The 24,288-nt window shown below is 66.2% G+C and carries 21 protein-coding genes and 2 pseudogenes; 16 read left to right on the top strand and 7 right to left on the bottom strand.

Features of this window, described 5'->3' with window-relative positions:
• Positions 1 to 37 precede the first annotated feature (37 nt).
• Entirely contained in the window at positions 38 to 1,393 is a 1,356-nt protein-coding gene (locus AB4851_RS10345; protein ID WP_414447106.1) for an aminotransferase class I/II-fold pyridoxal phosphate-dependent enzyme, read from the bottom strand.
• A gap of 49 nt (positions 1,394 to 1,442) precedes the next feature.
• Between AB4851_RS10345 and AB4851_RS10340 the strand changes: the two genes are divergently transcribed.
• Complete coding sequence (locus tag AB4851_RS10340; protein ID WP_414447105.1) at positions 1,443 to 2,711, top strand: M20 family metallopeptidase; 1,269 nt, start codon at positions 1,443 to 1,445, stop codon at positions 2,709 to 2,711.
• 241 nt (positions 2,712 to 2,952) lie between these two features.
• Here AB4851_RS10340 and AB4851_RS10335 read toward each other — a convergent pair whose 3' ends face one another.
• Together AB4851_RS10335 and AB4851_RS10330 are read right to left on the bottom strand one after the other, a co-directional pair.
• On the bottom strand, positions 2,953 to 3,498 hold the full coding sequence (locus AB4851_RS10335; RefSeq protein WP_414447104.1) for a TIGR00645 family protein: 546 nt from the start codon (positions 3,496 to 3,498) through the stop codon (positions 2,953 to 2,955).
• A 183-nt stretch (positions 3,499 to 3,681) separates the two neighbouring features.
• Positions 3,682 to 5,070: a phosphatidylinositol-specific phospholipase C domain-containing protein gene (locus AB4851_RS10330; RefSeq protein ID WP_414447103.1), complete on the bottom strand. Its 1,389-nt coding sequence runs from the start codon at positions 5,068 to 5,070 to the stop codon at positions 3,682 to 3,684.
• Positions 5,071 to 5,298: 228 nt separating this feature from the next.
• Here AB4851_RS10330 and AB4851_RS10325 point away from each other — a divergent pair, with 228 nt between their 5' ends.
• Genes AB4851_RS10325 through AB4851_RS10315 form a run of 3 tightly spaced genes read left to right on the top strand, consistent with a single transcriptional unit; the run spans position 5,299 to position 8,622 of the window.
• Complete coding sequence (locus AB4851_RS10325; RefSeq protein WP_414447102.1) at positions 5,299 to 6,147, top strand: DUF1223 domain-containing protein; 849 nt, start codon at positions 5,299 to 5,301, stop codon at positions 6,145 to 6,147.
• A gap of 25 nt (positions 6,148 to 6,172) precedes the next feature.
• On the top strand, positions 6,173 to 8,299 hold the full coding sequence (locus AB4851_RS10320) for a protein-disulfide reductase DsbD family protein (RefSeq protein WP_414447101.1): 2,127 nt from the start codon (positions 6,173 to 6,175) through the stop codon (positions 8,297 to 8,299).
• Complete coding sequence (locus AB4851_RS10315) at positions 8,296 to 8,622, top strand: hypothetical protein (RefSeq protein ID WP_414447100.1); 327 nt, start codon at positions 8,296 to 8,298, stop codon at positions 8,620 to 8,622. Before AB4851_RS10320 ends, AB4851_RS10315 begins: the two co-directional genes overlap by 4 nt.
• A 28-nt stretch (positions 8,623 to 8,650) precedes the next feature.
• Here the strand turns inward: AB4851_RS10315 and AB4851_RS10310 are convergent, their stop codons facing one another.
• On the bottom strand, positions 8,651 to 10,087 hold the full coding sequence (locus tag AB4851_RS10310; protein ID WP_414447099.1) for an MFS transporter: 1,437 nt from the start codon (positions 10,085 to 10,087) through the stop codon (positions 8,651 to 8,653).
• 142 nt (positions 10,088 to 10,229) lie between these two features.
• On the opposite strand from AB4851_RS10310, the gene AB4851_RS10305 reads away from it, so the two are divergent.
• Positions 10,230 to 11,087: a LysR family transcriptional regulator gene (locus AB4851_RS10305; protein ID WP_414439775.1), complete on the top strand. Its 858-nt coding sequence runs from the start codon at positions 10,230 to 10,232 to the stop codon at positions 11,085 to 11,087.
• Between the two features lie 206 nt (positions 11,088 to 11,293).
• Here the strand turns inward: AB4851_RS10305 and AB4851_RS10300 are convergent, their stop codons facing one another.
• The gene (locus tag AB4851_RS10300; protein WP_414447098.1) at positions 11,294 to 11,458 is read right to left on the bottom strand and encodes a UTRA domain-containing protein; all 165 of its coding nucleotides are present in this window, start codon (positions 11,456 to 11,458) and stop codon (positions 11,294 to 11,296) included.
• Between the two features lie 10 nt (positions 11,459 to 11,468).
• Positions 11,469 to 11,916, bottom strand: a pseudogene (locus AB4851_RS10295) (amidase family protein); the annotation flags it as partial.
• 209 nt (positions 11,917 to 12,125) lie between these two features.
• Here AB4851_RS10295 and fliE point away from each other — a divergent pair.
• Positions 12,126 to 12,464: a flagellar hook-basal body complex protein FliE gene (gene fliE, locus AB4851_RS10290; protein ID WP_414447097.1), complete on the top strand. Its 339-nt coding sequence runs from the start codon at positions 12,126 to 12,128 to the stop codon at positions 12,462 to 12,464.
• Positions 12,465 to 12,523: 59 nt separating this feature from the next.
• A pseudogene (locus AB4851_RS10285) lies at positions 12,524 to 12,886 on the top strand (transposase); the annotation flags it as partial.
• Between the two features lie 154 nt (positions 12,887 to 13,040).
• Here AB4851_RS10285 and AB4851_RS10280 read toward each other — a convergent pair.
• Positions 13,041 to 13,889, bottom strand: coding sequence for a FadR/GntR family transcriptional regulator (locus tag AB4851_RS10280; RefSeq protein WP_414447096.1), 849 nt, complete (start codon positions 13,887 to 13,889; stop codon positions 13,041 to 13,043).
• Between the two features lie 236 nt (positions 13,890 to 14,125).
• On the opposite strand from AB4851_RS10280, the gene AB4851_RS10275 reads away from it, so the two are divergent.
• The 9 genes from AB4851_RS10275 to AB4851_RS10235 all read left to right on the top strand — a co-directional run bounded on the left by AB4851_RS10275 (position 14,126) and on the right by AB4851_RS10235 (position 24,197).
• Positions 14,126 to 15,334 carry an ABC transporter substrate-binding protein gene (locus tag AB4851_RS10275; RefSeq protein WP_414439780.1) on the top strand — a complete coding sequence of 403 codons (1,209 nt, stop codon included), beginning with the start codon at positions 14,126 to 14,128 and terminating at the stop codon, positions 15,332 to 15,334.
• A gap of 63 nt (positions 15,335 to 15,397) precedes the next feature.
• Positions 15,398 to 16,258, top strand: a complete 861-nt coding sequence (locus AB4851_RS10270) for a branched-chain amino acid ABC transporter permease (protein WP_414439781.1) — start codon at positions 15,398 to 15,400, stop codon at positions 16,256 to 16,258.
• Positions 16,255 to 17,307 (top strand): branched-chain amino acid ABC transporter permease, encoded by a 1,053-nt coding sequence (locus AB4851_RS10265; protein ID WP_414447095.1) that lies wholly within the window; start codon positions 16,255 to 16,257, stop codon positions 17,305 to 17,307. Before AB4851_RS10270 ends, AB4851_RS10265 begins: the two co-directional genes overlap by 4 nt.
• Positions 17,304 to 18,071: an ABC transporter ATP-binding protein gene (locus AB4851_RS10260; protein ID WP_414447094.1), complete on the top strand. Its 768-nt coding sequence runs from the start codon at positions 17,304 to 17,306 to the stop codon at positions 18,069 to 18,071. Before AB4851_RS10265 ends, AB4851_RS10260 begins: the two co-directional genes overlap by 4 nt.
• Positions 18,068 to 18,769, top strand: coding sequence for an ABC transporter ATP-binding protein (locus AB4851_RS10255; protein WP_414439784.1), 702 nt, complete (start codon positions 18,068 to 18,070; stop codon positions 18,767 to 18,769). The genes AB4851_RS10260 and AB4851_RS10255 overlap by 4 nt, the downstream gene beginning before the upstream one ends.
• A gap of 32 nt (positions 18,770 to 18,801) precedes the next feature.
• Entirely contained in the window at positions 18,802 to 20,109 is a 1,308-nt protein-coding gene (locus AB4851_RS10250; RefSeq protein WP_414447093.1) for a Zn-dependent hydrolase, read from the top strand.
• Positions 20,109 to 21,596 (top strand): M81 family metallopeptidase, encoded by a 1,488-nt coding sequence (locus AB4851_RS10245; RefSeq protein WP_414447092.1) that lies wholly within the window; start codon positions 20,109 to 20,111, stop codon positions 21,594 to 21,596. The genes AB4851_RS10250 and AB4851_RS10245 overlap by 1 nt, the downstream gene beginning before the upstream one ends.
• A 362-nt stretch (positions 21,597 to 21,958) precedes the next feature.
• Positions 21,959 to 23,146, top strand: a complete 1,188-nt coding sequence (locus AB4851_RS10240; protein ID WP_414449164.1) for a thiolase family protein — start codon at positions 21,959 to 21,961, stop codon at positions 23,144 to 23,146.
• A gap of 271 nt (positions 23,147 to 23,417) precedes the next feature.
• Complete coding sequence (locus AB4851_RS10235; protein ID WP_414447091.1) at positions 23,418 to 24,197, top strand: 2-keto-4-pentenoate hydratase; 780 nt, start codon at positions 23,418 to 23,420, stop codon at positions 24,195 to 24,197.
• The last annotated feature ends 91 nt before the right edge of the window (positions 24,198 to 24,288 follow it).

Raw genomic sequence — 24,288 nt, 5'->3', positions numbered from 1 at the left:
ACGGCCGCCACGTCGTTCGATGCCCTGCCGCGCCGGCTCAGGCGGCCAGGGTGGACGACGCGGTGCTGCGTACCCTCACCAGTGTATCGACGAAGTCGAGCGTCTGGGCCGGCATCATCCGTGTCACCGTCACACGAATGCCGTGCTGCCCGCCCAGGGTGAACTCGCCGCCCGACCGCACGAGCCAGCCGGCCGCGAAAAGCCGCTGCGCGATCTCCTGTTCGTCCGGAATCGGCACCCAGACGTTCAGGCCGGCGCCGGGCAGCACGTCGAAGCCGCGCTTGCTCAACGCGGCCGTCAGCAACTGATGGCGCTCGCGGTACGCGGCGCCTGCCGCCACGATCTTTTTCTGCACCGAGGCCGTCGTCACGAGCCCGAACACGAGGCGCTGCACCAGCGTGCTGACCCACCCCATCCCCACGCTTTGACGCTGTTCCAGATGCCGAATGGTCTGTTCGTCGCCAGTGGAGAACGCAATGCGATAGTCCGGCCCGAGCGCCTTCGACAGCGATCGGACCGTCAGCCAGCGCTGCGCGCCGGTATGCCACGCATGGTAAGGCGCAATGCGCAGCATGTTCGTGTGGTCGTCGTCGATGAACAGCACGTTCTCATTGCCGGCGACGAGCTTTTTCAGCTCGGCCGCGCGTGCGCGCGAGGTCACGATACCGGTGGGATTATGGGCGCGCGTCGTCGTGATGACCGCCTTTACGCCGCTCCTGAGCGCCTTGCGCAGGCTTGCCGGCGTAATGCCCGCCGGGTCGATCGTGAGCGGTACCGCATCGAGGCCCATCGCGCGCACGAGGGCATGCACGCTGATATAACCCGGATCCTCGATCGCAATCTTGTCCCCTGCCCGGATGCCCGCGACCGTGAGCGCCCGTTCGATCAGATCGAGCGCGCCGGCCGACACGAAGATCCCGCCCGCCACCTCAATGCGATCCTCGACGAACTGCGTGCGAGCCCATTCGGCAAAAGCATCGTCGTTCCGGTGCTCGCCATAGAGCCGCGGTTCGACGCTCATGCGCGCCATCGCATCGCGAAGCTCGGCCTCGTCCGGAAGCAAGGCCATATCGGGATTGCCGTCCCTCACGAAGTGGGTCTGCACGGGGCGGCCCGCCGCGTCGCGTGCGCCCGTTGCCGAAGCGTGACGGTTGACCGTCGACCCCTTGCGGCCCTCCCCGGAAATCAGGCCGCCGTCCCGAAGCTGCCGGTAGGCAACCGCCACCGTGTTCTTGTTGATGCCGAGGCTGTCCGCCAGCGCGCGCACCGTCGGCAGCGTATCGCCGGGCTTCAGGCGATCTTCGAGTATCGCCCGCTCGATCGCGTGCCTGATCGCGTCGGCCTTGCCTTCGGACGGGCTGATGTTGTCCAGATCGATGACGAGCGTTTCCATGAGATCCCCTGTGCTTATTAAGACATAGTTTATCCGACAATGGGACAACTTGAATATCTCCGCCGCGCCGCTTGCCGATTCGTGTCGGCACGGCCGCCATGAGGTGTTTTTTCCCCGGACAGACTCCGGCTTCCGACCCACACGTAACCATCCACGATCCGACAACGCCGTCATGAACGAAACCCTTTTCGACCCGATCCTTCTGACCCAGCATATGGTGCAAACCCGGACGGTCAACCCGCCCGGCGATGAGCTGGCTCTCGCCACCGACCTGAAAGGCTTGCTGGAGCAATTAGGACTTCATACCGTGGTTCAGGACGTGGCGCCCGGCCGCGCGAACCTGATTGCATGGAACACCGGCACGGGCGGCCCGCGCCTGTGCTTTACCGGGCATCTCGATACCGTTCCGTTCGGCGTGGCCAGTTGGCGCGCTGCGCCGTTGAGCGGCCATATCGACGGCGACCGGCTTTATGGGCGCGGCGCATCCGACATGAAAAGCGGCATCGCGGCGTTCGTGTCCGCGCTCAAGCGTTACCGGGACCAGCATCAAACGCTGCCGTGCATCCTGGTGGTCCTGACCGCGGGCGAGGAGACCGGCTGCGAGGGCGCGAAACGCCTGAGCGAACTGGACGTGCCGCCGCTGAACGTGGGCGCGATGATCGTCGGCGAGCCGACCGCGAATCAATGCGCGGTCGGCCACAAGGGCGCGCTCTGGCTGCATGCGCATACGTCCGGCCGCTCGGCTCACGGCGCGATGCCCGAACTCGGCGACAACGCGATCTATCACGCGGTCGATGCGATCCGGCAGTTGCGGATCTTCGACTTCGAGGCGCCCGATGATCCGTTGCTCGGCCATCCATCGCTGAATGTCGGAACGGTCTCGGGTGGCGTGAATATCAATTCGGTGCCCGATGCCGCGACGTTCTCGATCGACATTCGCACGGTAGGCCGCACGCCGCACGATGCGCTGGTCGATCGCCTCGGCAACTATCTCGGGCAGAAGGTACGGTTATCCGCTTCGGTCGACGTGCCCGCGCTGACCAACCAACTGGAGAACCCGTGGCTCGGCTACGCGATTGAAACGACCCAGGCCGTGACCGGTGTCCGGACGGGGCACACGACGGTGGCCTACTTCAGTGACGGCCCGGTATTGAGAGCGTGGCTCGGCGAAGTCCCGACCGTGATCCTCGGGCCGGGCGAGCCCTCCCAGGCGCATCAAACCGACGAATGGTGCAGCGTGCAGCGCATTCTTGAATGCACCGAGATCTATTTCGAGTTGATATCGGGCTGGGGGAAATCGGGGGTGGCTGGTTGGTAAGTGCACTTTGCGACGGCGGCACGGATTTATTTCGGAGTATTGAAGATGTGTCGTCGCAGGAATTGATCAATACCCCGCCCCCGCGCGCGGCGAAACCGTTCCCGGGTCAGTACATGACTGGAGAGACACGATGAACGACGGTATATGTCATGCCGGACCTGACCGCAACACGCGGTCGGCTGTCCGCACCAACCATGGCGATGCCCGCAAGAGCCAAGGCACCCGAAATCAAACCCGCGCCTCACTTGAGTATCCGAGTTTTCGCCGTGATCCAGTCCATCCCCGCGAGCAAGACCGCGGACACGACAAACGTCATATGCACGGCGATCCCCCATACGATCGTTTGAAGGCCAACCCGATCGATCGACAAAAACCCTCGCAGTACCTCGATGGCCGATATCGCCACGATCGACGCCATCAACTTCAATTTGATGTCGGTGAACCCTACGTGCCCTATCCATTCCGGCGTATCTTCATGGCCACCCAGCTTCAGTCTCGACACGAAACTCTGATAGCCACCGAAGATAATCATGAGCAACAGGTTGGCCATCAGGGATAGATCAACCAGCGACAGCACGCCCAGGATGACGTCTTCCACCTCGCTATCGAGCAAGGTCATGGCGAGATGCCAGAATTCCTGGCAGAACTTGACCAGCAGCATGACCATGCCGAGCGCCAGGCCAGCGTAGATGGGAGCCAGCACCCAACGACTCGCAAACAGGCCGTGTTCAAACAGCCTCTCGACAACATTCGAAGCGTGGCCTTCAGTTTTTTCAGTGGGTCGCATGATCTTCCTCGATGCCGGGTGAGCCGGCGTTTTCCTGGGTGCCGGCAGTGCCGCGTCAGGGTCGAGCGACAATCCGCTCTGCTCTGCACGGCACCGCCGATTCATTACCGACTTCCCACTGGGCACTCGCACGAATCAGGCCGCGTCGAATGGCCGACAGGCAAATCGAGCGCCGCCCGCTCGTCAGAAGTTACTGTTGATCATCAGGTCGATCAAGATCTCCTCGGGCGGGTTGCCGACGTAATCCATGGGAATGGTGCCGTATCGGCCCTTGCCGTGGGTGATCAGATAGGTGACGAGCGCGGCATTGATGCCGTCCTCTCCCACCGCAAAGGCCCGGGGATCGTCCCACCCATGCCCCGACGCCGTGCAACTCGTGAAATTGACGAACCATGCGTCCGGCAGCTTGTTCCTGGCGTAATCCAGATACTTCACGATCAGTTCGACCTTGCTGGCCATCATCCGGGTTTGAAGGTCGTACCAATCCTGAATGGCAAAAGGCAGATTGCCCGGTTGCTGATGGACGACGTTGCCGTCACCGAACTGGTCGAACGTGTCCGAATTCTTCGGCCAGGGATGGATGTTGCCATTTGCATCCTTGAATTCCGTCAGCCCGACGCCGGAATTCGGATCGCCGACCTTGTTGTGATTGGTCGCCGGGTCGATCCAGTAGCGGCGCAGCAGCACGAGTTTGCCTCTCAAATCGCCCAGCGTGGGAGGAACCTGACTGGTGGAGACGTGCGACACCACATCCTGATAAGGTGCCTTGGCGAAAAAATCCAGGATGGCGTCGTGGAATCCGTCGGTGGAGCCGTGCTCGTCCTTCACGCACATCACGACCACTTCGTGCGAATTGGCCTGAAGAAATTCCACCACGGGGCGCACGCAATCGTTCCAGAACCACAGGGCCGTTGGCGTGGATTCGTGCATGATTTCGAACCGGAGGCTTTTATTGATCCGGATGTCGAGAAAACGAATGCCCGCGGCAAGCTGCTGCGAAATGCTCAGGCCCTGGCAGATTCTCGATCGCGCGACGGCGTCGTCTTCCCGGGAAGTAATGGCCGCCGTCCCGGTATCGTGCGACCCCGGCAGCGTCAGTTCGTGGAGCCGGACGCTATCGGGAAGCCGCGATATCCAGCTTCTCGTATCGGCTTTCGGCATGACGACCACCGTCAGGTGTCGCCAATTCCAGGAATAAGTGTCCCAAGGCTGTTTGTCGTATTGGGCTTCGATCATCCAGCACCGGCCGGCTGCCTGCCCGTACGCAGCCAGGCAGCCCTGCCGCTTGCCGCCGTCCACCACCTGTCGGGCGTCGACCCAGGCTTCCACCGCCTCGCCGTTATCGAAGCGAAACGTGACCAGAAATTTCGCACTGCTCTGGCCGTTCGCGATTTCGGCATGGACTTCATGCCGCCCGTTCCCCGCGAGCGCCAATCCGTTCAATTGCGTGGGCGCCGCCACCGGGTTGCCCTGGTTATCCAATTCCCAATCATTCTTGTTTTCCAGCGACACTTCGACTTTCACCGATTGCGTCCCCAGATTGACAACACCGATCTGACAGCCGTAACTCATTTTGATTTCCCCCGTCGCAGGTTCACGTTATCCGAATCCGGCCTCGGCCGTTACGGATGGGCTCGATTACTTTGAGATTTTCTACAAATCGATTCGTCGATACGGTTTCACCAGAAACGTGTCACCTGTCGAGTTGGAGCGCCGCTACGCGCCAGACAGCTCGTGAGTGCCTGTTAATCTCTGGTCGGGCCATTCTAGTTTTTTTAGTCATGTATCACACGCCCGAGCATGGCCGGATTCCGCCGCAGGTCACGATCTCTTCGCACCACCCAATATTTTCAAGCCCGCTGCGACGAAGCGGGTGTAACCGGCCGGCACCCGACGACGAACTACCCATCACGTTCGTCACTGGAGTCCGACATGCTGCCCCGTTTCCTTCTCGCCCTGTGCGCCGGTTCCGCCGTGCTCGCCAGTTCCCACGCGTTCGCCGCGGCGCCCCGCCCCGTGGTCGTCGAACTGTATACCTCGCAAGGTTGCTCGTCGTGCCCGCCGGCCGATCGCTTCCTCTCCGAGCTTGCCGATACGCGCGCCGACGTGCTGCCGCTCGCGTTTCACGTGACCTACTGGAACCAGCTCGGCTGGAAGGACCCCTATTCGCTCGACGTCGCCACGGACCGACAGGCGCGCTACGCCCAGCGCTTCGGCGACGGCTCGTACACGCCCGAGATGGTGATCGACGGCGCGGCCGGCGTGGTCGGCTCCGATCGCGACGCAGCCAATGCCGCCATCGCGAAAGCAAGGACATCGAGCGTGACTGCCGCCTCCGTCGACGCGAGCCGCAACGGCGGCACGGTCACGGTATCGGTGGGCGCAGGCGCCGGGCGGGCGCGTGTGCTGCTGGTCGGTTATGACACGCGCCATGCCACGTCGATCGGACGCGGCGAAAACTCCGGCCGCACACTGACCGAATCGAACATCGTGCGCGGCTTCATGCCGATCGGCGAATGGTCGGGCACCGCGCTGGCGCTCAAGACGGCTCCCGTGGCGGGCGAACGGCTGGCGGTGCTGCTGGAAGCGCCGGACGGCAGGATCGTCGGGGCCGCGCGCGTCGCGGACGCCGGCGCGAGCCCGCTCTGAGCGGCCTGCACACCGGGAGACGGCAATGCGAAAACTGGGCAAGCGGCTGGGCGGAATACTCACGGCGGCACTGTGCGCGGCGGCGCTCGGTCAGGCGAGCGCGGCCCACGCCGCCGCATCCGAATGGGTCGGCGACGCGCGTGCGCAGGTGCGCCTGGTCACCGCCGTCGACGCGGTGGCCGGCGCGTCGCTGCAGGCCGGCATCGAATTTCATTTCCCGCGCGGCTGGCATGGCTACTGGCGCACCCCCGGCGATGCCGGCGTCGCCCCGCATCCGGACTGGTCGCACGCGCCGGACGTGGCATCGGCCACGCTGCAGTGGCCGGCGCCGACGCGGCTCGTGATCGACGGACTGCAAAACGCGGTGTACCGCGACAACGTCGTGTTGCCCCTGACGATCGAGCTTCGCAAGGCCGGTGCGCCGGCGCATCTGAACCTGACGCTCGACTACGCGACCTGCTCGAATGTCTGTGTTCCCGAGCATGCGGATTTGGCGCTCACGCTGCCGGCCGCCACGGTGCCGCCGCCGGCCTCGGCAGAAGCCGCCGAACTCGACGCGGCACGACGCGCTGTGCCGGCTCCAGCCGCGCAGGCCGGTATCTCCGTGGTCTCTGGCGAAATTTCGATGCGCGCAGGCGTCCGCAACCTCGACATCCATCTACGCAGCAGCACGCAGCCGTTCACGGCTCCCGACCTGTTCGTCGAAGGCGCGGGTAGCGGGCTGCCTGCGGCGCCGGTGGTCCGGCTATCGAACGATCGGCACGACGCACAACTGGACGTTACGCTGCCCGACTCGGCCGGCAACGCACAATCACCGGCCCTGACGCTCGTCGATGGCGCCCGCGCCGTCGAAATCGGCCCGGTGAGCGCGAACAGCCGCTCGTCGTCTTCCCGGCCGATCCTGTCGCTGCTGTCGATCCTGCTCACCGCGTTCGCGGGCGGCCTGATCCTCAACCTGATGCCGTGCGTGCTGCCGGTCCTGTCGCTGAAGGCGTTCGCCCTGCTGAAAACTGCCGGCACCTCGCGCCGGTCCACGGCCCGGCTTGCCGCCGCGTCCGTGCTCGGCACCCTTGCCGCGTTCGCCTTGCTGGCCCTGGCGTTGAGCGCGCTGAAGCTCGGCGGCATCGCGATCGGCTGGGGCATCCAGTTCCAGCAACCGTGGTTTCTCGCGAGCATGGCCGTGGTGACCGCGCTCTTCGCGGCGAGCCTGTTCGACTGGCTGGCGATCGGCCTGCCACGGGCGCTCGCCGATCTGGCGGGCGCCTCCACCCCACGTGGCCCGCTTGCCGAGGCGTTTCTCTCGGGCGCGTTCTCGACCTTGCTGGCCACGCCCTGTTCCGCGCCGCTGGTCGGCACGGCGATCGGCTTTGCGCTCGGGCGCGGCCCCGTCGAGATCTTCGCCGTGCTGCTCGCGATGGGGCTGGGCATGGCATCGCCATTTCTAGCGATCGCGATCGCCCCATCGCTGGTCGCCTGGCTGCCGCGTCCGGGCCCGTGGATGAACCGTGTACGAACCCTGCTCGGGCTCTTGCTGCTGGCGACGACCGGATGGCTGCTGGTGTTGCTGGCGAGCGCCACCGGCGTGCGCATCGCGCTCGCGGTCGCGCTGGTGATTGCCGCGCTGCTCGGCATGCGCGCGCTGCTGTCCCGGGCCGGCACGGCACCGGCATCGCGCTGGACGACCCCGCTGCTTGGCGGGCTCGCGATCGGCGCGATCGTCGTCGCGGCGCTGCCGGGGAACGACGCGGCACCGGACGCGGCGGCTGCGGCGGCTGCGAGCCGCGATGCCGCTCCCCCTGCCGGCGACGGCTGGCAAGCATTCGATCCGGCCCGCATCGCAACGCTGGTGGCGAACGGCAAGACGGTGTTCGTCGACGTCGACGCCACCTGGTGCCTGACCTGCAAGGTCAACGAGCTGACCGTCCTGCGCCGCCCCGAAGTGCAGCGCGCGCTTGCGGCGCCGAACCTCGTGCGCATGCGCGCCGACTGGAGTCACGCCGATCCCGGCATCGCGCGCTACGTGGAAAGCTTCGGTCGCGCCGGCATTCCGCTCGACGTGGTGTACGGGCCAGGCGCGCCGAACGGGCGGGCCCTTCCCGAGTTGCTGAGTACCGCCGCGATCCTCGATGCGCTCGACCGGGCGCGCACGTGATGCGCCGACGCGCCCTGGAGCATGGCGATGTCGGGCTGGCCTCTTGGCTGCCTCGCCGCCTCGACGACGGCATTGCCCGTCACGGCAATGGGCATCCGCGCGCGAATCCGCTGCGGCTCGACGGCGTCATTTCCTGCGCGAACGAGGCGCTTCGACTGCTGTCGTCCCGACTCGAGCGCCCGACCATCAAGGCCCGGCACCTGAGCATTCCGGCCGTTTTTGTCGAACGCGCCTCGGCGCGCGTGGCCGATTCCGATCCGACCATGCAACGCCAGGCGACGGCGCGCGACATGGCCGCGAAGCACGGGAGCGACGTTCCCTGAGCGCATCGCCGTCCGGTTGCGGCCTGCCTCAGCGCGCTCGCCGCTGATCCGGCAGAAACAGTGAAAGCACGCCACCGACGGCCAGCAACCCCACATTGCAGCCGAGCGCAATGGCAAATGCATGGTCGTACGCCGCCGTTCCGTCTCCGGCGCCGAGCGCGGCATAGAACACGCCACCGATGACCGCGACACCCAGCGCCGAGGCGATCTGGAACGTCGACATGACGACCCCGGACGCCAGGCCCGCATGCTTGGGCGCGACTCCGCCAATGATCGCCTTGATGACGGAAGGCATGACCGTGCCGAATCCCAGCCCCGCGATTGCCAGGCCGATATCGCGTCCGTCCGGCAGCGCGTTCGCCACGGCGACGAGCGTGATACCGAAGCCGACGACCTGCAGGGCGAACCCGATCGTCAGCGCGAACTTGCCGAGCTTCCCCATGACATGAACCGAGGCAAGCGACGCCACGAAATAGGCGATCGCGTAGGGCAACGTCGCCAACCCGGCCTGCAACGGCGAGAGATGCAGCCCCGCTTGCAGGTACACGGAGAAGGTCAGATAGAACGACGAGAGCATGTACAACGCGAAGGCCATCGCCACGCCAACGGACAAGCCCGGCGCCTTGAAGAGCTCGAAGTCGACAAGCGGAGCACCGCCTCTCCTGGCCAGGCGCTGCTCGAAACGCACGAACAGCGCGAAGGCAAACGGCGCGGCAATCAGCATCGCAACGATCCACCTCGGCCAACCGGTTTCCCGCCCTTCCACCAGCGGATAAACGAGCAAGCCCAGCGCAGCGCAAAGCAGCACGACACCGCCGAAATCGAGACGTTGCGCGTGATCGGCCCGCGAGTCGCGCAAAAACATCCCGCCCCCGACGAAGGCAACCAGACCGATCGGCACGTTGATCAGGAAGATGGCCTGCCAGCCGAATCCCAATGGGTGGAACGACATCAGCACGCCGCCGAGGATCTGGCCGCAGATGTTCGCGAGGCCAAAGGTCGCGCCATAAAGGGCGAGCGCGCGGCCCTGCTCTTTCGGACCAAACAGGACGCGGATGCACGCCAGCACCTGCGGTGCCATGACGGTGGCGGTGAGACCTTGCAGCACGCGCGCCGCGATGAGTGCGGAGGCGGATGGCGCGAGCCCGCACATCGCCGAGGCCAGCGTGAAGCCGGCAACGCCGGTCACGAACATGCGCTTGCGCCCGAACAGGTCGCCAAGCCGTCCGCCGGTGATGAGGAACACGGCATAGGTGGCGGCATAGGCCGAAATGATGAATTCGATCTCGCCCGAGGTGGCGCCGAGGTCGAGGCGGATGGCAGGGAGCGCCAGGTTGACCACGTTGAAGTCGAGGATCGGCAGGAAGGCCCCCGTCAGGAGCACGAGGAGCGCCAACCAGCGCCGCGGGTCGGCTGTGTCCGTGTCGGGCGAAGCAAGCGGGTGCGCCTTGTCGAGTGTGTTCATGAAATGGCCATTCGTCGAATGCGTTCGGAAGCCGGAAGGCCCGTCCGAACCGGTGGTCGGTGATGGCGACTATGCGTTACCCTCTCTCATAACTCAATGTCATGCATGAACGTATCAGTGATAACAGATTAGGATGATTGATATGCCAACACTCGATGTCGACGCGGTGCGTGCCTTTACGCTCGTCGCGGATCTTCAGAGCTTCACGCGCGCCGCCGAGGCGATGGACACGACGCAGGCGGCGATCAGCATGAAGCTGAAGCGGCTGGAGGCGCGGCTGGGCGACAAGCTCATCGAACGCACGCCGCGCCTGGTTCGGCTTTCCGCGCGCGGCGCCGCGTTTCTGGACGTGGCGCGCGAGTTTGTCGCCGCGCACGAACGTGCGCTGGCGGGGCTATCGGGCGCCACGCGGCGCTTCGCGCTGGGCTTGAGCGACCATGTTGCGGGGCCCGACCTGCCGACGATGCTCGCGCGATTGAATGCTTACGATCCCGCGCTGGTGATCGAGGTTCAGATCGGCTCGTCGCGCGAGCTGCTCGACGGGTTCGAACGCGGCAAGCTCGACGCCGCGATCCTGCGTCGCGAGGACGATCGAAGAACCGGAGAAGTGCTCGCGCTGGAACCGCTGGGCTGGTTTGCATCGCCGGGCTTCGTGCATCGTGAAGGCGCGCCCTTGAGGCTCGCATCGCTTTCGGCGTCGTGCGGCATACGCGGCATGGCAACGCGCAAGCTGGACGCAAACGGCATTGCGTGGACGGAGGTATTCATCGGTGGAGGAACGGCGGCCGTCACGGCGGCCGTGTCGGCCGGCCTCGCGGTGGGCGCGTTCGCGCATCGGGTCGCGCCGCCGGCTATTGTCGAAGTCGGGGCAGCGCTCGGGTTGCCGGCACTGCCCGCGTCGGAAATCGTATTGCACTCGAGCCTGTCCGACCCGAAATCGCGCGAGGCGCTACGCGTGATCGCCGCGGCGTTCCGGGAGCATAGGCCTGCGATTCGATAAGCGGTTTCGGAGGAGGCATCCGCCAGAACAGCCCCGAGATCGACTGGCGGGAATGGCGCGAGCGCCTCGGTTTGCCGGCCGATTTTGAATCGAAGGTGGTCCGCTACGGCAGCTTCAACCCGATGCGGAAAACGCGGGTGGCGTACTTGCACGAGCAGGTAGCGGCCTGATTGTCGCGGCGGCCGACGCCGCCGGACACTGGCACGTCACCCCACCAGCTTGCCCTCGACGCCGCTCGTCACGACAAATTCATAGCGCTCCGGCCGGATGTGAAACACGGTGGCCTCGCACACCCGACCATCATCCAGCCGCGTCGTGCGCCGCACGACCAGAAGCGGCGAACCGATCGCCACGCCGAGATGCTCGGCCACACCGCTTTGCCACGGTCAGCGCAAACACCGGTGCAGCATCGAAACTGCGGTTGCAGTAGACGAACCCCGTCGTATCGATGCGCCCAGGCGTCGGCTTCAGGCCGACGATGTTGTTGCACGCCGCGGGCACGCGCCCCGACCCGCCGGTGTCACTGCCGATCGAGAAAGCCACCTGCCCTTTGGCAACCGCCACGGCCGAGCCGGAACTCGACCCGCCCGGTACGTGCGCCGCATTGAATGCGTTGCGGCAATGGCCCCCACGCTACGCGTGCCGACCAGACCGGTGGCGAACTGATCGAGGTTCTGCTTGCCGATGAAGATCGCGCCCGCGGGGTCGAGCCGCGCGACGAGCGCGGCACTTTCCGCCGGTGTGTAGGCGAAGGCCGGCAGCCGGCGGTGGTCGGAATGCCCGCCACGTCGATGTTGTCCTTCATGCCGTACGGCAAGCCGAATAAAGGAGGCAGCCCATCCTTCGATTTTCTTGTGATTGATTAGCGATCCTTGACGTCTCAACAGGACGTGCCGGAAATCTCCCGCTTTTGCTGCTACGGTTTTTCAGGGGAACATCGAGCTCCAAGCCGCATCGGACATTCGACCGATACCGCGACATCGAAAAATTTGCGATTTTAGCCAGTGTGTCTACACGCAAGCGAATCGAGAGGTCACGATGATCCCGGTAAATCCGCTCGCATCTGCGCTGCACCAGATGCAGGCGATGGCCAGCCAGGCTGCCAATGCAGAACCCCCTGATTCATCCACCGCGGCTTCAGCCGGCGCCGGCCCGACGAACTTCGCGCAAGCGCTCCAACAGTCGATCAAGGATCTCAACGTCAGGCAGGCGCAGGTAGGTGGCGAGGCGCAGGCATTCGAACTGGGCGCGCGCAACGTATCGCTTCATGCCGTGGCGATTGATGGTGCAAAAGCCAATATTCAACTTCAGTACGCCTTGCAGATTCGAAACAAGCTGGTAAGCGCTTATACCGACATCATGAAAACATCGTTGTAGCACCGAGATATCTGCCGTGCGTACGATGCCGCTTTTTTAACCATGCCAGGCATGAAGTGATGGACGTATCGATCGAACGAGAACGACGGCGGCGCTGGATGGCAGACCAAAAGATTGCCATGGTGCACGAGAGCTTCGAGCCAGGAAAATCGGTTTCGACGATCGCGCGCGAGCATGGCGTGAATCCCAACCAGCTCTTCCACTGGCGCAAGCAATACCTGGACGGGAGCCTGTCGACGGCCAGGACGCGCGAAGACAGGGTCATGGCCTCGAAGTTGGCCGACGCGCTCAAGCAGATTCACGAGTTGCAGCGAAAGCTGACCAAGAAAACCGTGGAGAACGAAATTCTTCGCGAAGCCGTGGAGTATGGCCGAGCCAATGAATGGATCGCGCACTTTCCCTGGCTACCCGGAGATGACCCGTGAAACGAGGGAGTGGCGTTCTCTCGGCGTATTGCGCGGCAGGGAGGTGTCGGAATGCACGACCGGCTACGATGCCATCGAAGCAGTCGATGATGGCCGACAGATACGCCTTCAGTGACACGCCCCGAAGATCCCTGCAACGGTACGACGAACATCAGCGTTCCTCATCGCCGTCCTCCACAGGCATGGCCATCCGCGCCCTCACGCGCTTGCGAATTTCCGAATCGAGGATCAGCCGCCCGCGCAGCTTGCCCTTCATGCGCTTCACATGCTTGGGCGCCTCGGTCATGTGCTCCACCATCAGCGCGCGTACCTTCTCCACGTCGCGTGCCCGCGCGGCCTCGGTGATGGCGCGGTGGATCGCCACGTTGGCCTCGCCGAAGCGCTTGTGCTCCACCAGCGGCGTGTCGTTCCGGAATTCGATCAACTGCCGGATCATCTCGTTGATCAGTTCGCAGGTGAAGCGCAGGAACGGGTTCGGGTTGGCCGCCGCGAGGATGTCGTGGAAGGTCACGTCCTCCTGCCGCTGGCGCACCAGGTTGCCGCGATCGTGCGGCCCGGCCGAACCGTCGCAGCAGGCGATGTTGGCCTCCAGCGCGGCGAGGTCGCGCTCGCTCAGGTGCGGCACCGCGCCGGCCGCCAGCTCCGGCTCCAGCAGCTTGCGCACCGTATAGATGTCGTCGATCGACACGTCCTTGAAGAACAGGTAGTTCTGCAACAGCTGCAAGGTGCGGTCGAGCGGCACCTCCACCACCATCCCGCCACCGCCCGGGCCGGTGGTCACCTTGATGAGCCCCTGCACCTCGAGCGACTTGAGCGCTTCGCGCATGGTGCTCTTGCTGACCGAATAGAGCTGCTGCAGCTCGGCTTCGCGCGGCAGTCGATCGCCCGGCTTCAAGTCCTTCTCGGTAATCAGCCGCTTGATTTCCTCGGCGACCAGATCCGCGCGCTTCTGCTGCTTGATCTCGACCGCGACAGCCGCTTTCGCTCGATCCATGCCCATCTTCCTGACTCCCTTCCTGTTCTGACGGCGCCTGCCGGCCGCGTTGCGCGCGATGGCGGTGGCCGGTTCGCGGTAGCGAATTTTGCCTGATTGACAGCGGATTCTGACATACCTAGGATCATGTTCATCCTATTTATCATGATAAATAGGATGAACCGGTGGCCGCCCGAGCGAGGCGGCCCGAGCGATCGGCAGCCGGCCGGCTCGCCAGCGTCCATCCCCGAAGGAGCATCCACTTGAATCGCCGTGAACTGTTGAAACTGGCCGCCGCGTCGGCCATGCCGGGTGCGCTCGGCGCCCTCGCCTCCCGCACCGCATTCGCCGCCGGCGCGCCGCTCGAGCTGGCCTGCCCGGTGCCGATGTCGGGCCCGTTCGCGGCGAACGGCAAGTACGCCGACCTGGGCATGAAGCTGGCCGTGCAGCAATACGGCCAGGTGCTCGGCTCGCCGCTGTCCTACGTCACGCTCGACACCGAAGGCAAGCCGGCCACGGCGGTGCGCCGGGTGCAGGAAGTCGCGCAGCAAAAAGGCGTGCGCTACTTCGCGGGCGGCATCCTGTCCTCCGAATCGCTGGCGATGGGCAAGGAGGTCGAGAAGGCGGGCGGGGTGTTCATCACCACCGCGGGCGCCGACGAGATCACCGGCAAGGACTGCAACAGCGCCACCTTCCGCTGGTCGGTGCCGACCTACGGCGCGATCGAGCAGACCGTGCGCCCGCTGATCAAGATGCTGCCCAACGCGAAGCGCTGGTACACCATCACGCCGCAATACGTGTTCGGCGAGGGGCTCCTGTCGGCCGCCAAGGCGATCTTCCAGGAAGCGGGCATCCAGCACGTCGGCAACAGCTATCACTCGCTGGCCGAGAAGGAATTCAGCGGCTACCTGACCAATGCCGTGGCGGCCAAGCCCGACGTGCTGCTGATCCTGAACTTTGGCTCGCAGTCCTCGGACACGCTGCGCCAGGCGATCAGCTTCGGCATGAAGCGCAACTGCACGATCCTGATGGCCTGGGCCTCGGGCCTGGAGCAGTTCGAGACGCTCGGCGCGGATCTCTGCGACGGCGTCTATTTCGGCGCGCAGTATTGGCACGGCATCGATTCGCCGCTGAACCGCGATCTCGTCAAGCGCGCCAACGCGGCCTTCCACGCCAACCCGAACTACAGCCTGGCCGGCTCCTATATCTGCACCAAGATCCTGCTCGACGGCATGCTCAAGGCCGGCACCACCGATCCGAAGAAGGTGATCGCCACGCTGGAGGGCATGAAGTACGACGGCCTGACCGGCCCCGAGGAAGTGCGCCGCGCCGATCATCAAGTGCTGAAGAACTACTACCTGCTCAAGGGCAAGGCCAAGAACCGCATGAAGAACGCCGACGACTATGCCGACATCGTCAGTTCCGGGCAGTCCTTCCTGGCCGCCGACAAGACCGGCTGCAAGCTCGGCTGACGCCGACCACGCGACGACGGAGGCGCCCGGCGCCTCCTTCCTCTTCTGCGGATTCTTCCTGCCATGAATGTCTATCTGCTGCAGATCGTCAACGGCATCGGCGTCGGGATGCTGTACTTCCTGCTCGCCGTCGGCCTGTCGATCGTGTTCGGCCTGCTGCGCTTCGTGAATTTCGCGCACGGCGCCTTCTACCTGCTGGGCGCCTATTTCTGCTATCAGGCGCTGCAATGGGAAGCGAACTTCTGGGTCGCGCTGCTGGTGGTGCCGCTTGCGGTGGGCGCCTTCGCCTGGCTGGTCGAGAAGCTGGTGCTGCGCCACGTCTATGCGCAGGCCCATGAATTCCACATCCTGGTTACGGTCGGCCTCGCGCTGGTGCTGCAGGAATGCGCGATCCTCATCTGGGGCCCGCTCGGCGACAACGTGCCGGTGCCGGCTTCGCTCGACGGCGTGGTGATCTGGGGCAGCTTCGTCTACCCGAAGTACCGGCTGTTCGTGATCGGCTTCACCGCCGTGCTGGCCGCCCTGCTCTGGTGGCTGCTGGACGGCACGCGGCTGGGCAGCACGGTGCGCGCGGGCAGCGAGGCGGCCGAGATGGTGTCCCTGCTCGGCATCAACGTGTCGCGCGTGTTCAGCCTGGTGTTCGCGCTGGGCGCCGCCACCGCCGCGCTGGCCGGCGTGCTGGCCGCGCCGATCCGCGGCGTCGATCCCTTCATGGGCATCGAGGCGCTCGGCGTCGCATTCGTGGTGGTGGTGGTCGGCGGCATGGGCAACTTCCTCGGCGCGCTGGTGGGCGGCCTGCTGGTCGGCATCGTGCAGAGCGTGATGAGCACGCTGTGGCCGGAAGGTGCGCGGCTGATGATCTACGTGGCGATGGCGGCCGTGCTGCTGCTGCGCCCCAACGGCTTGCTCGGGAGGGCCGCATGATCGAGGGTTCGAAACCGCTGGTCGCCGCGCCGCGCCCGGACGAGGCGGCCGGGATGGCCGTCGACGGCACGCCCCCGCGCGGCATCTGGCGCCGCCATTACGAGACCTGGCTGGCGATCGCGGTCGCCTGCGCGCTGCCGCTGGCGCTGAACTCCGGCTCGCTGGCCACCGAGGTGCTGGTCTATGCGCTGGCCGCCCTCGGCTGCAACCTGCTGCTCGGCTACACGGGGCTGCTCTCGTTCGGTCAGGGCATCTTCTTCGGCCTGGGCAGCTACACCGCGGGTATCGTGCTGACGCGCTTCGCGCTGCCCTTGCCGCTCGCGCTGGCCGCCGCGATCGCGGTCGGCGCGCTGGCCGCCGCCGTGGTGGGCTGGTTCTCGATCCGCCAGCGCGGCACCTATTTCGTGATGCTGACGCTGGCCTTCGGGCAGTTGTTCTACTTCCTCGCCTACACCACGCCCGACCTCACCGGCGGCGACAACGGCCTGCTCGACATCCCGCGCCCGGCACTGTCGATCGCCGGCCACACGCTGCTGCCGCTGGCCACGCCCTGGCAGTTCTACGGCTTCGTGGCGGTGCTGTTCGTGGCGGCGTTCTGGCTGCTGCGGCGCGTGACGCGGTCGGTGTTCGGCCGCACCTTGCTGGCGATTCGCGACAACGAGGCGCGCGCCGCCGCGGTCGGCTACGACGTGCCGCGCTTCAAGCTGCTGGCCTTCGTGCTGTCGGGTGCGGTAACCGGCCTGGCCGGCGCGCTGCATGCGCTGATGACAGGCATCGCGCCGCTGTCCAACATCGACTATCACACCAGCGAGATGATCCTGGTGACCACCGTGATCGGCGGCACCGGCAAGCTGTTCGCCTCGGTGCTCGGCGCGGTGTTCTACGTGTTGTTCTCGGACTGGCTCTCGACGCTGTGGCCGCGCTGGCTGCTGCTGCTCGGCCTGGTGCTGATCGCCGTGAGCCTGTTCATGCAGCGCGGCCTGTGGGGCCTGGGCGAGCGCATCGTGGCCGCGCTGCGCGGCCGCAAGGATCAAGGGAGGCAAGCATGAGCGAGGCGATTCTCGAGGCGAGCGGCATCGTCAAGCGCTACGGCAAGTTCACCGCGCTGGGCGGCGTGGACCTGCGCATCGCGCCACGCACCGTGCATTCGGTGATCGGCCCGAACGGCGCCGGCAAGACCACGCTGTTCCATGTGCTGACCGGCACCGTGCCGATCAGCGCCGGCCGCATCCTGTTCGACGGCGCCGACGTCACGCGCGAGCCCGATCACCGCCGCGTGCGGCGCGGCATCGCGCGCTCGTTCCAGGTCACCAGCCTGTTCCCGAACCTGTCGGTGCGCGAAAACCTGCGCATCGCAGCACAGGGCGTCGAGGCGCGTCGCGCCTTCAACGCCTGGACACCGCCGCACGGCGCGCTCGCGCAGCGCGAGACGATCGACGCGGTGATCGAGCGGCTGGCGCTGCAACGCTTCGCCGGCAGCGCCGCCAGCGCGCTCTCGCACGGCCAGCAACGGCGGCTCGAGGTCGGCATGGCGCTGGCCGCGAAGCCGCGCGCGATCTTTCTCGACGAACCCACCTCCGGCATGGGCATCGACGACCTGGAAGACATGAAGACGCTGATCCGCGGCCTGCGCGACGACTACACGGTGGTGCTGATCGAGCACAACATGGGGATCGTGATGGACATCTCGGACACCATCACGGTGATGCAGCAGGGCCGCGTGCTGGTGGAAGGCAAGCCCGACGCGATTCGCGCCGACGAGCGCGTGCGCCGGGCCTATCTCGGCAACATGATCACGGGAGGCCGCGCATGATGCTCGAACTCGACGCGGTGCACGGTTATTACGGCAAGAGCCATGTGCTGCAAGGCGTGTCGATGACGATCGGCGAAGGCGAGACGGTCACCCTGCTGGGCCGCAACGGCGCCGGCAAGTCCACCACGCTGAAGGCGATCGCCGGCGTGGTGGCGCCACGCGAGGGCCGCGTGAGCTTCGACGGCGCCGCGCTGGCCGGCCTCGCGCCGCACCGGATCGCCGCGCGCGGCGTGTGCTTCGTGCCGGAGCATCGCGGCATCTTCCGGCTGCTGACGGTCGAGGAGAACCTGCGGCTCGGCGCGCGGCGCGATTCGCCGTGGCAACTGGAGGACATCTACCGGATCTTCCCGCGCCTGAAGGAGCGGCGGCGCAATGGCGGCGCGCAGCTTTCGGGCGGCGAGCAGCAGATGCTGGCGATCGGCCGCGCGCTGATGAACCGGCCGCGCCTGCTGATGCTCGACGAGCCGGTCGAAGGGCTGGCGCCGGTGATCGTCGAGGAGATCGTGGCCCAGCTCAAGCTGATCAAGGCGGCCGGCGTGGCCATCCTGCTGGTCGAGCAGAACCTGGAAGTCTGCACCCAACTGGCCGATCGCCATTACGTGATCGAACAAGGCGCGATCGTCTACCAGGGCGACAACGCGGCCTTTCTCGCGGACCAGTCGGTGCGCGACCGTTACCTGGGCGTCGGCGTCGCCTGAGCGACGCCGCCCCGCCAACCGAGGACACATCGATGCAAGTTCTGGATACGACCCGCGGCGCGCGCGAAGGCGCCGCGCCGGCCCTGCGCGTGAACGGCGCGCGGCTGTGGGACAGCCTGATGCAGCTCGCGCAGATCGGCGCGACCGACAAGGGCGGCGTGTGCCGCCTCGCGCTGACCGAGCTCGACCGGCTCGCGCGCGACCGTTTCGCGGCCTGGGCCGCAGAGATCGGCTGCACGGTGCGCGTGGACGCGATCGGCAACGTGTTCGCGCGGCGCGCCGGCCTGCGCGAGGACCTGCCGCCCGTGATGACGGGCAGCCATATCGACACCCAGCCCACCGGCGGCAAGTTCGACGGCAATTACGGCGTGCTGGCCGGGCTGGAGGTGCTGCGCACGCTGGCGGAGGCGGGCCTGCGCACGCTCGCGCCGCTCGAGGTGGCGGTCTGGACCAACGAGGAGGGTTCGCGCTTCGTGCCGGTGATGATGGGCTCGGGCGTGTTCGCCGGCGCCTTCACGCTCGATCACGCGCTCGACCAGCGCGACCGCGAGGGCGTGTCGGTACGCGAGGCGCTGGCCGCGATCGGTTATGCCGGCGAGGCCGCCGGTCCGCATCCGGTGGGCGCGTATTTCGAGGCGCATATCGAACAGGGGCCGGTGCTGGAGGCCAACCGGACCACCATCGGCGTGGTGCGGGCCGCGCTCGGCCAGCGCTGGTACGACGTGACGATCCACGGCATGGAGGCGCATGCCGGCCCGACGCCGATGGAGCTGCGCCGCGACGCGCTGCTGCCGGCCGCCGCGCTGATCGCCGCGGTCAACCGCATCGCGCGATCGCACGCGCCGCATGCGCGCGGCACGGTGGGCTGGGTCGACGTGCATCCGAATTCGCGCAACGTGATTCCGGGCCGCGTGACCTTGACCGTCGACCTGCGCGCCCCCGACGACGCCACCCTGAGCGCGATGGACGCCGCGCTGCGCGAGGCGTGCGCGCAGGCCGGCGCCGAGGCGGCGCTGACGATCGACGTGGAGCAGGTGGTGTATTTCCCGCCACAGCCCTTCGACGCGAAGCTGGTGGGCGCGGTGCGCGAGGGCGCGGCGCGGCTCGGGCTGTCGGCGATGGACATCGTCAGCGGTGCCGGCCATGACGCGGTGTACCTGGCGCGTGTGGCGCCGGCCGCGATGATCTTCGTGCCCTGCAAGGACGGCATCAGCCACAACGAGATCGAGGACGCGAGCCCCGAGCACCTGGAAGCCGGCTGCAACGTGCTGCTGCACGCGATGCTCGAGGCCGCCGGCCTGGCTCCGGCCGAGGCGGCCGCCGGCGTGGAGGGCGCGTGATGCGAATCCTGATCGCGCGGATGAACCACGAGACCAATACCTTCTCGCCGGTGCCCACGCCGCTGGCCGCGTTCGGCGCGAACGGGCCGAGCTACGGCGCCGAGGCGTATCGCGACAACAAGGGCATGCGCACCGCGATGGCGGCCTTCATCGACGCCGCCGAGGCTGCCGGCGCCGAGGTGGTCACGCCGATCTCCGCCGGCGCGAACCCGAGCGGGCCGGTGGCGGCCGAGGCCTATGCCGCGATCTGCGAGGCGATCGTGGCCGCCGCGCCGGGCTGCGACGCGGTGATGCTCGACCTGCACGGCGCGATGGTGGCCGAGAGCACGCCCGACGGCGAGGGCGAACTGCTGGCGCGCGTGCGTGCCGCGCTGCCGGGCGTGCCGATCGCCGTCGCGCTGGACCTGCACGGTAACGTCACGCAGGCAATGATCGATCACGCCGACATCATCGTCAGCTTCAAGACTTATCCGCACGTCGACATGTACGAAACCGGCGAGCACGCGGCGCGGCTGCTGTTCGACTCGCTCGCCGGCCGCGCCCGGCCGGTGCTGGCCTGGCGGCGCCCGCCGCTGCTCAGCTCGACGCTGCGCAGCGCCACCGCCGAGGGCGCGATGCGGCGCGCGGTGGCGGCGGCGCGCGCGGCCGAGGCCGAAGGCATGCTGGTCGTGTCGATCCTGGCCGGCTTCTCGCTGGCCGACATCGCCGCGCCCTGCATCAGCGTGGTGGTGGTCGGCAACGGCGACGCGGCGCAGGCCGAGGCGGTGGCCGCGCGGATCGCCGCCGCGATCTGGGACGAGCGCGATGCCTTCGTCTACCGCAGCCCGCCGCTGGCCGAGTCGGTGGCCGAGGCGCTGGCGCTCGCGCAAGGCGCCGACAAGCCGGTGCTGCTGCTCGACCACGGCGACAACTGCATGTCGGGCGGCACCTGCGACACCATGGATCTGCTCGAGGCCGCGCTCGCGCAGGGGCTCGACGGCCTCGTCAGCGGGCCGCTCTGTGATCCCGAGGCGGTGGCACTACTCCGGGAGGCCGGCGTCGGCGCCAACGTCACGCTGCCGGTCGGCAACAAGCGGCCGGCGCGCGACGGCTCGCAACGCGCGCCCTTCATGGCCCGGGGCACGGTGCTCGCGCTGACCGACGGCGAATACACCATCACCGGGCCGACCTATACCGGCCAGCGCGCGCACATGGGCCGCGCGGCCGTGCTCGACACCGGCGCAGCGGTGCTGGTGATCACCGAGCGCACCCACGAGCCCTGGGATCTCGGCGTGTTCGAGAGCGTCGGCGTCGATCCGCGCCGCGCCCGCTTCCTGCTGCTGAAGTCGCGCATGTACTGCCGCCCGGTGTTCGTGCCGATCTCGGCGGGCCTGGTCGAATGCGACAGCCGCGGCGTGACCGGTTCGGACTACGGATTGTTCGACTATCGGCACCTCGATCGGCCTGTCTATCCGCTCGACGTGGAGACCGGCTGGGCGGCGCGCTGAGCGTCGTCCCGGGCCGGCGCGAATTCGCGGCCGGCCCGGGAAACCGTTCATCCGGGATGCACCGACTTGGCCCCGACGTCTCGCCGCCCCTCCTCCGACTGACCTGCTTCCTCCTCCCTCGACAATGACCGCTCGGCGCCCATAGCGTCCGGGCGCTGGCAGCGGCGTGGGCATGCGCAATGTTTCGCACGCCATTCTGCGATCCGCACGGGAATGCACGCGCGCCCGATTTTCGATACCATTATGATAGTAAATTATCGTCCGCTGCGGGCATGACGACGGTCGCAACGTGTCGCACCGTACGCGGCATTGCGGCCCGGGCATCCACGCGAACTGCCTGCACAATCAGGAGAGCCAACAGCATGAAAATCGCACGAGAAGTCGTTCTAGCCGCGCCGGTGCGCACCGCCATCGGTACGTTCAACGGGTCCTTGAAGGAAGTGCCGGCCACGGACCTCGGCGCGCATGCCATCCAGGCCAGCCTGTCGCGCTCACGAATCGAGCCGGCGCGGGTCGCCTCGGTCGTGATGGGCAACGTGGTGCAGGCGGGCAATCGCATGAACCCGGCGCGTCAGGCCGCGATGGGCGCGGGCGTCTCGCATGAAGTGCCGGCCTTGACGGTCAATCGCGTCTGCGGATCGGGCGCGCAGGCCATCGTCTCGGCCGCGCAGGAGGTCCTGCTCGGTTTGGCCGACGCCGCGATCGCCGGCGGCATGGAAAACATGGATCGGGCCCCGTACCTGTTGCCGGGCGCGCGCCACGGCTATCGGATGGGCGACGCCCAGGTTCTGGACAGCGTGCTGCTCGACGGTCTTTTGGATGCCTTTTCCGGTGAACACTCGGGCTGGCATACCGAAGACCTCGTCGCGCGCGAGGGAATTTCCCGTGACGCCCAGGACCGCTGGGCCGAGCGGTCGCAGCAGCGATTCGCGGCGGCGCAGCGTGCCGGCCATTTCGTGGCCGAGATCGAACCGATCGAGGTTCGCCTCGGCAAGCGCACCACCCGCTTCGACCAGGACGAGCACAATCGCCCCGACACGACGCTCGACAAGCTCGCGACCTTGCGTCCGGCATTTCGCGAAGGGGGCACCCTCACGGCCGGCAACGCGCCGGGCCTGAACAGCGGTGCGGCCGCCATGCTGGTCGTGGAGCGCGGCCTGGCCGACCGGCAGGGTATCGAGCCGTTCGCGCGGCTCGTCTCGTGGGGCGTGGCCGGCGTCGAGCCGGGGCTGTTCGGCCTGGGGCCGGTTCCGGCGATACGCCAGGCCCTGGATCGGGCCGGCTGGCGCCTCGGCGACATCGACGCGCTCGAAATCAACGAGGCATTCGCCGCAGTGCCGCTCGCCGTGATGGGCGCGCTCGGCCTGCCGGCCGATATCGTCAATATCGAGGGCGGCGCCGTCGCCCACGGGCATCCGATCGGCGCAACCGGCGCGATTCTGGCCACGCGTCTGATGCATGCGATGCGTCGCAACAACCAACGGCGCGGCGTGGTGTCGTTGTGCATCGGCGGCGGCCAGGGGATCGCGCTGGCGCTCGAACGAATCTGAACAGGCGGGTTTGAGGCAGGCAACAGCTTTTCCTGGGCGGGCAGGAAACGGGCGAAAGCAGATGTCGTTGAGGACAACGTAATTGGGCAAAGCCGATGTCCTTGACGACGAAGTGCCGGGCCAGTACCAGTTGTGTCACCAGGTGCAGCGATTGTTCCTCCTTGTCGTGTAATTAAATCGGCCCTAATCTGCTTTCCTGCGTGTTCCCTGGTAGAGCGCATTCGATGCGATCGTCGACCACACGATACGTCGATCACGAGATAACTTGTTGATGACTTCACGCCTTGAACTTGCAGCGTCAGCGCTGCGGCAAGCCCGACTGACCAGCACTCCTATCGATCCTGTTTCACGCACACATGGCATCGACGATATCGAGACGGCTTATGCAGTTGCCGCAATCAATGTTGACCATGCTATCGCGGCAGGACGGCGCATCGTGGGACGAAAGATCGGTTTGACTTCCTTTGCCGTCCAGCAACAGCTTGGGGTCGACCAACCTGATTTCGGCACGCTATTTTCCGACATGGAATATGGTTCCGGGCAGACGATTTCAATTGATCGGCTGATTCAGCCAAAGGTGGAAACCGAGATAGCACTGATCCTAGGCTCGGATTTGCAGCCGGAGAGCCTCACTCGGGAAATATTCGTCAGGAACATCGAGGCAGCGATTCCTGCCTTCGAAATCGTTGACAGCGCCATTGCGAACTGGGACATCACCATAGCCGACACGATCGCGGACAATGCATCTTCCGGGCTATATGTGCTCGGAAAAACGGCGCGTAGCTTCGACGAAACCGAGTTGGCGACATGCCGAATGCAGTGCACGATGGACGGAACTGTTGTGTCGACGGGGAGCGGCGCAGCATGCTTGGGGAATCCGTTAAACGCGGCCTGGTGGCTCGTGAAGACGCTGACCTCGCTCGGACAGACTTTGCACGCTGGCGACATCATTTTGACGGGCGCACTCGGACCCATGGTGCCGCTGGAAACCCACTCGGAATTCGCAGCCGAAATTGAGGGATTCGGCACCGTTCAATTCAGAACGTCTTAACGTCCCTTCTTATTCTATTGTCAACGTGTCTGACCAGACGGCCGGACGCGCGACTGTCTCATCCCGAGCTACAACGATACGGACCTATCAA

Source organism: Burkholderia sp. 22PA0099 (assembly GCF_047497165.1).
Lineage (GTDB): Bacteria > Pseudomonadota > Gammaproteobacteria > Burkholderiales > Burkholderiaceae > Burkholderia.
The sequence above is the reverse complement of the archived record's forward strand: the minus strand, read 5'-3'. Positions and strand labels throughout refer to the sequence as shown.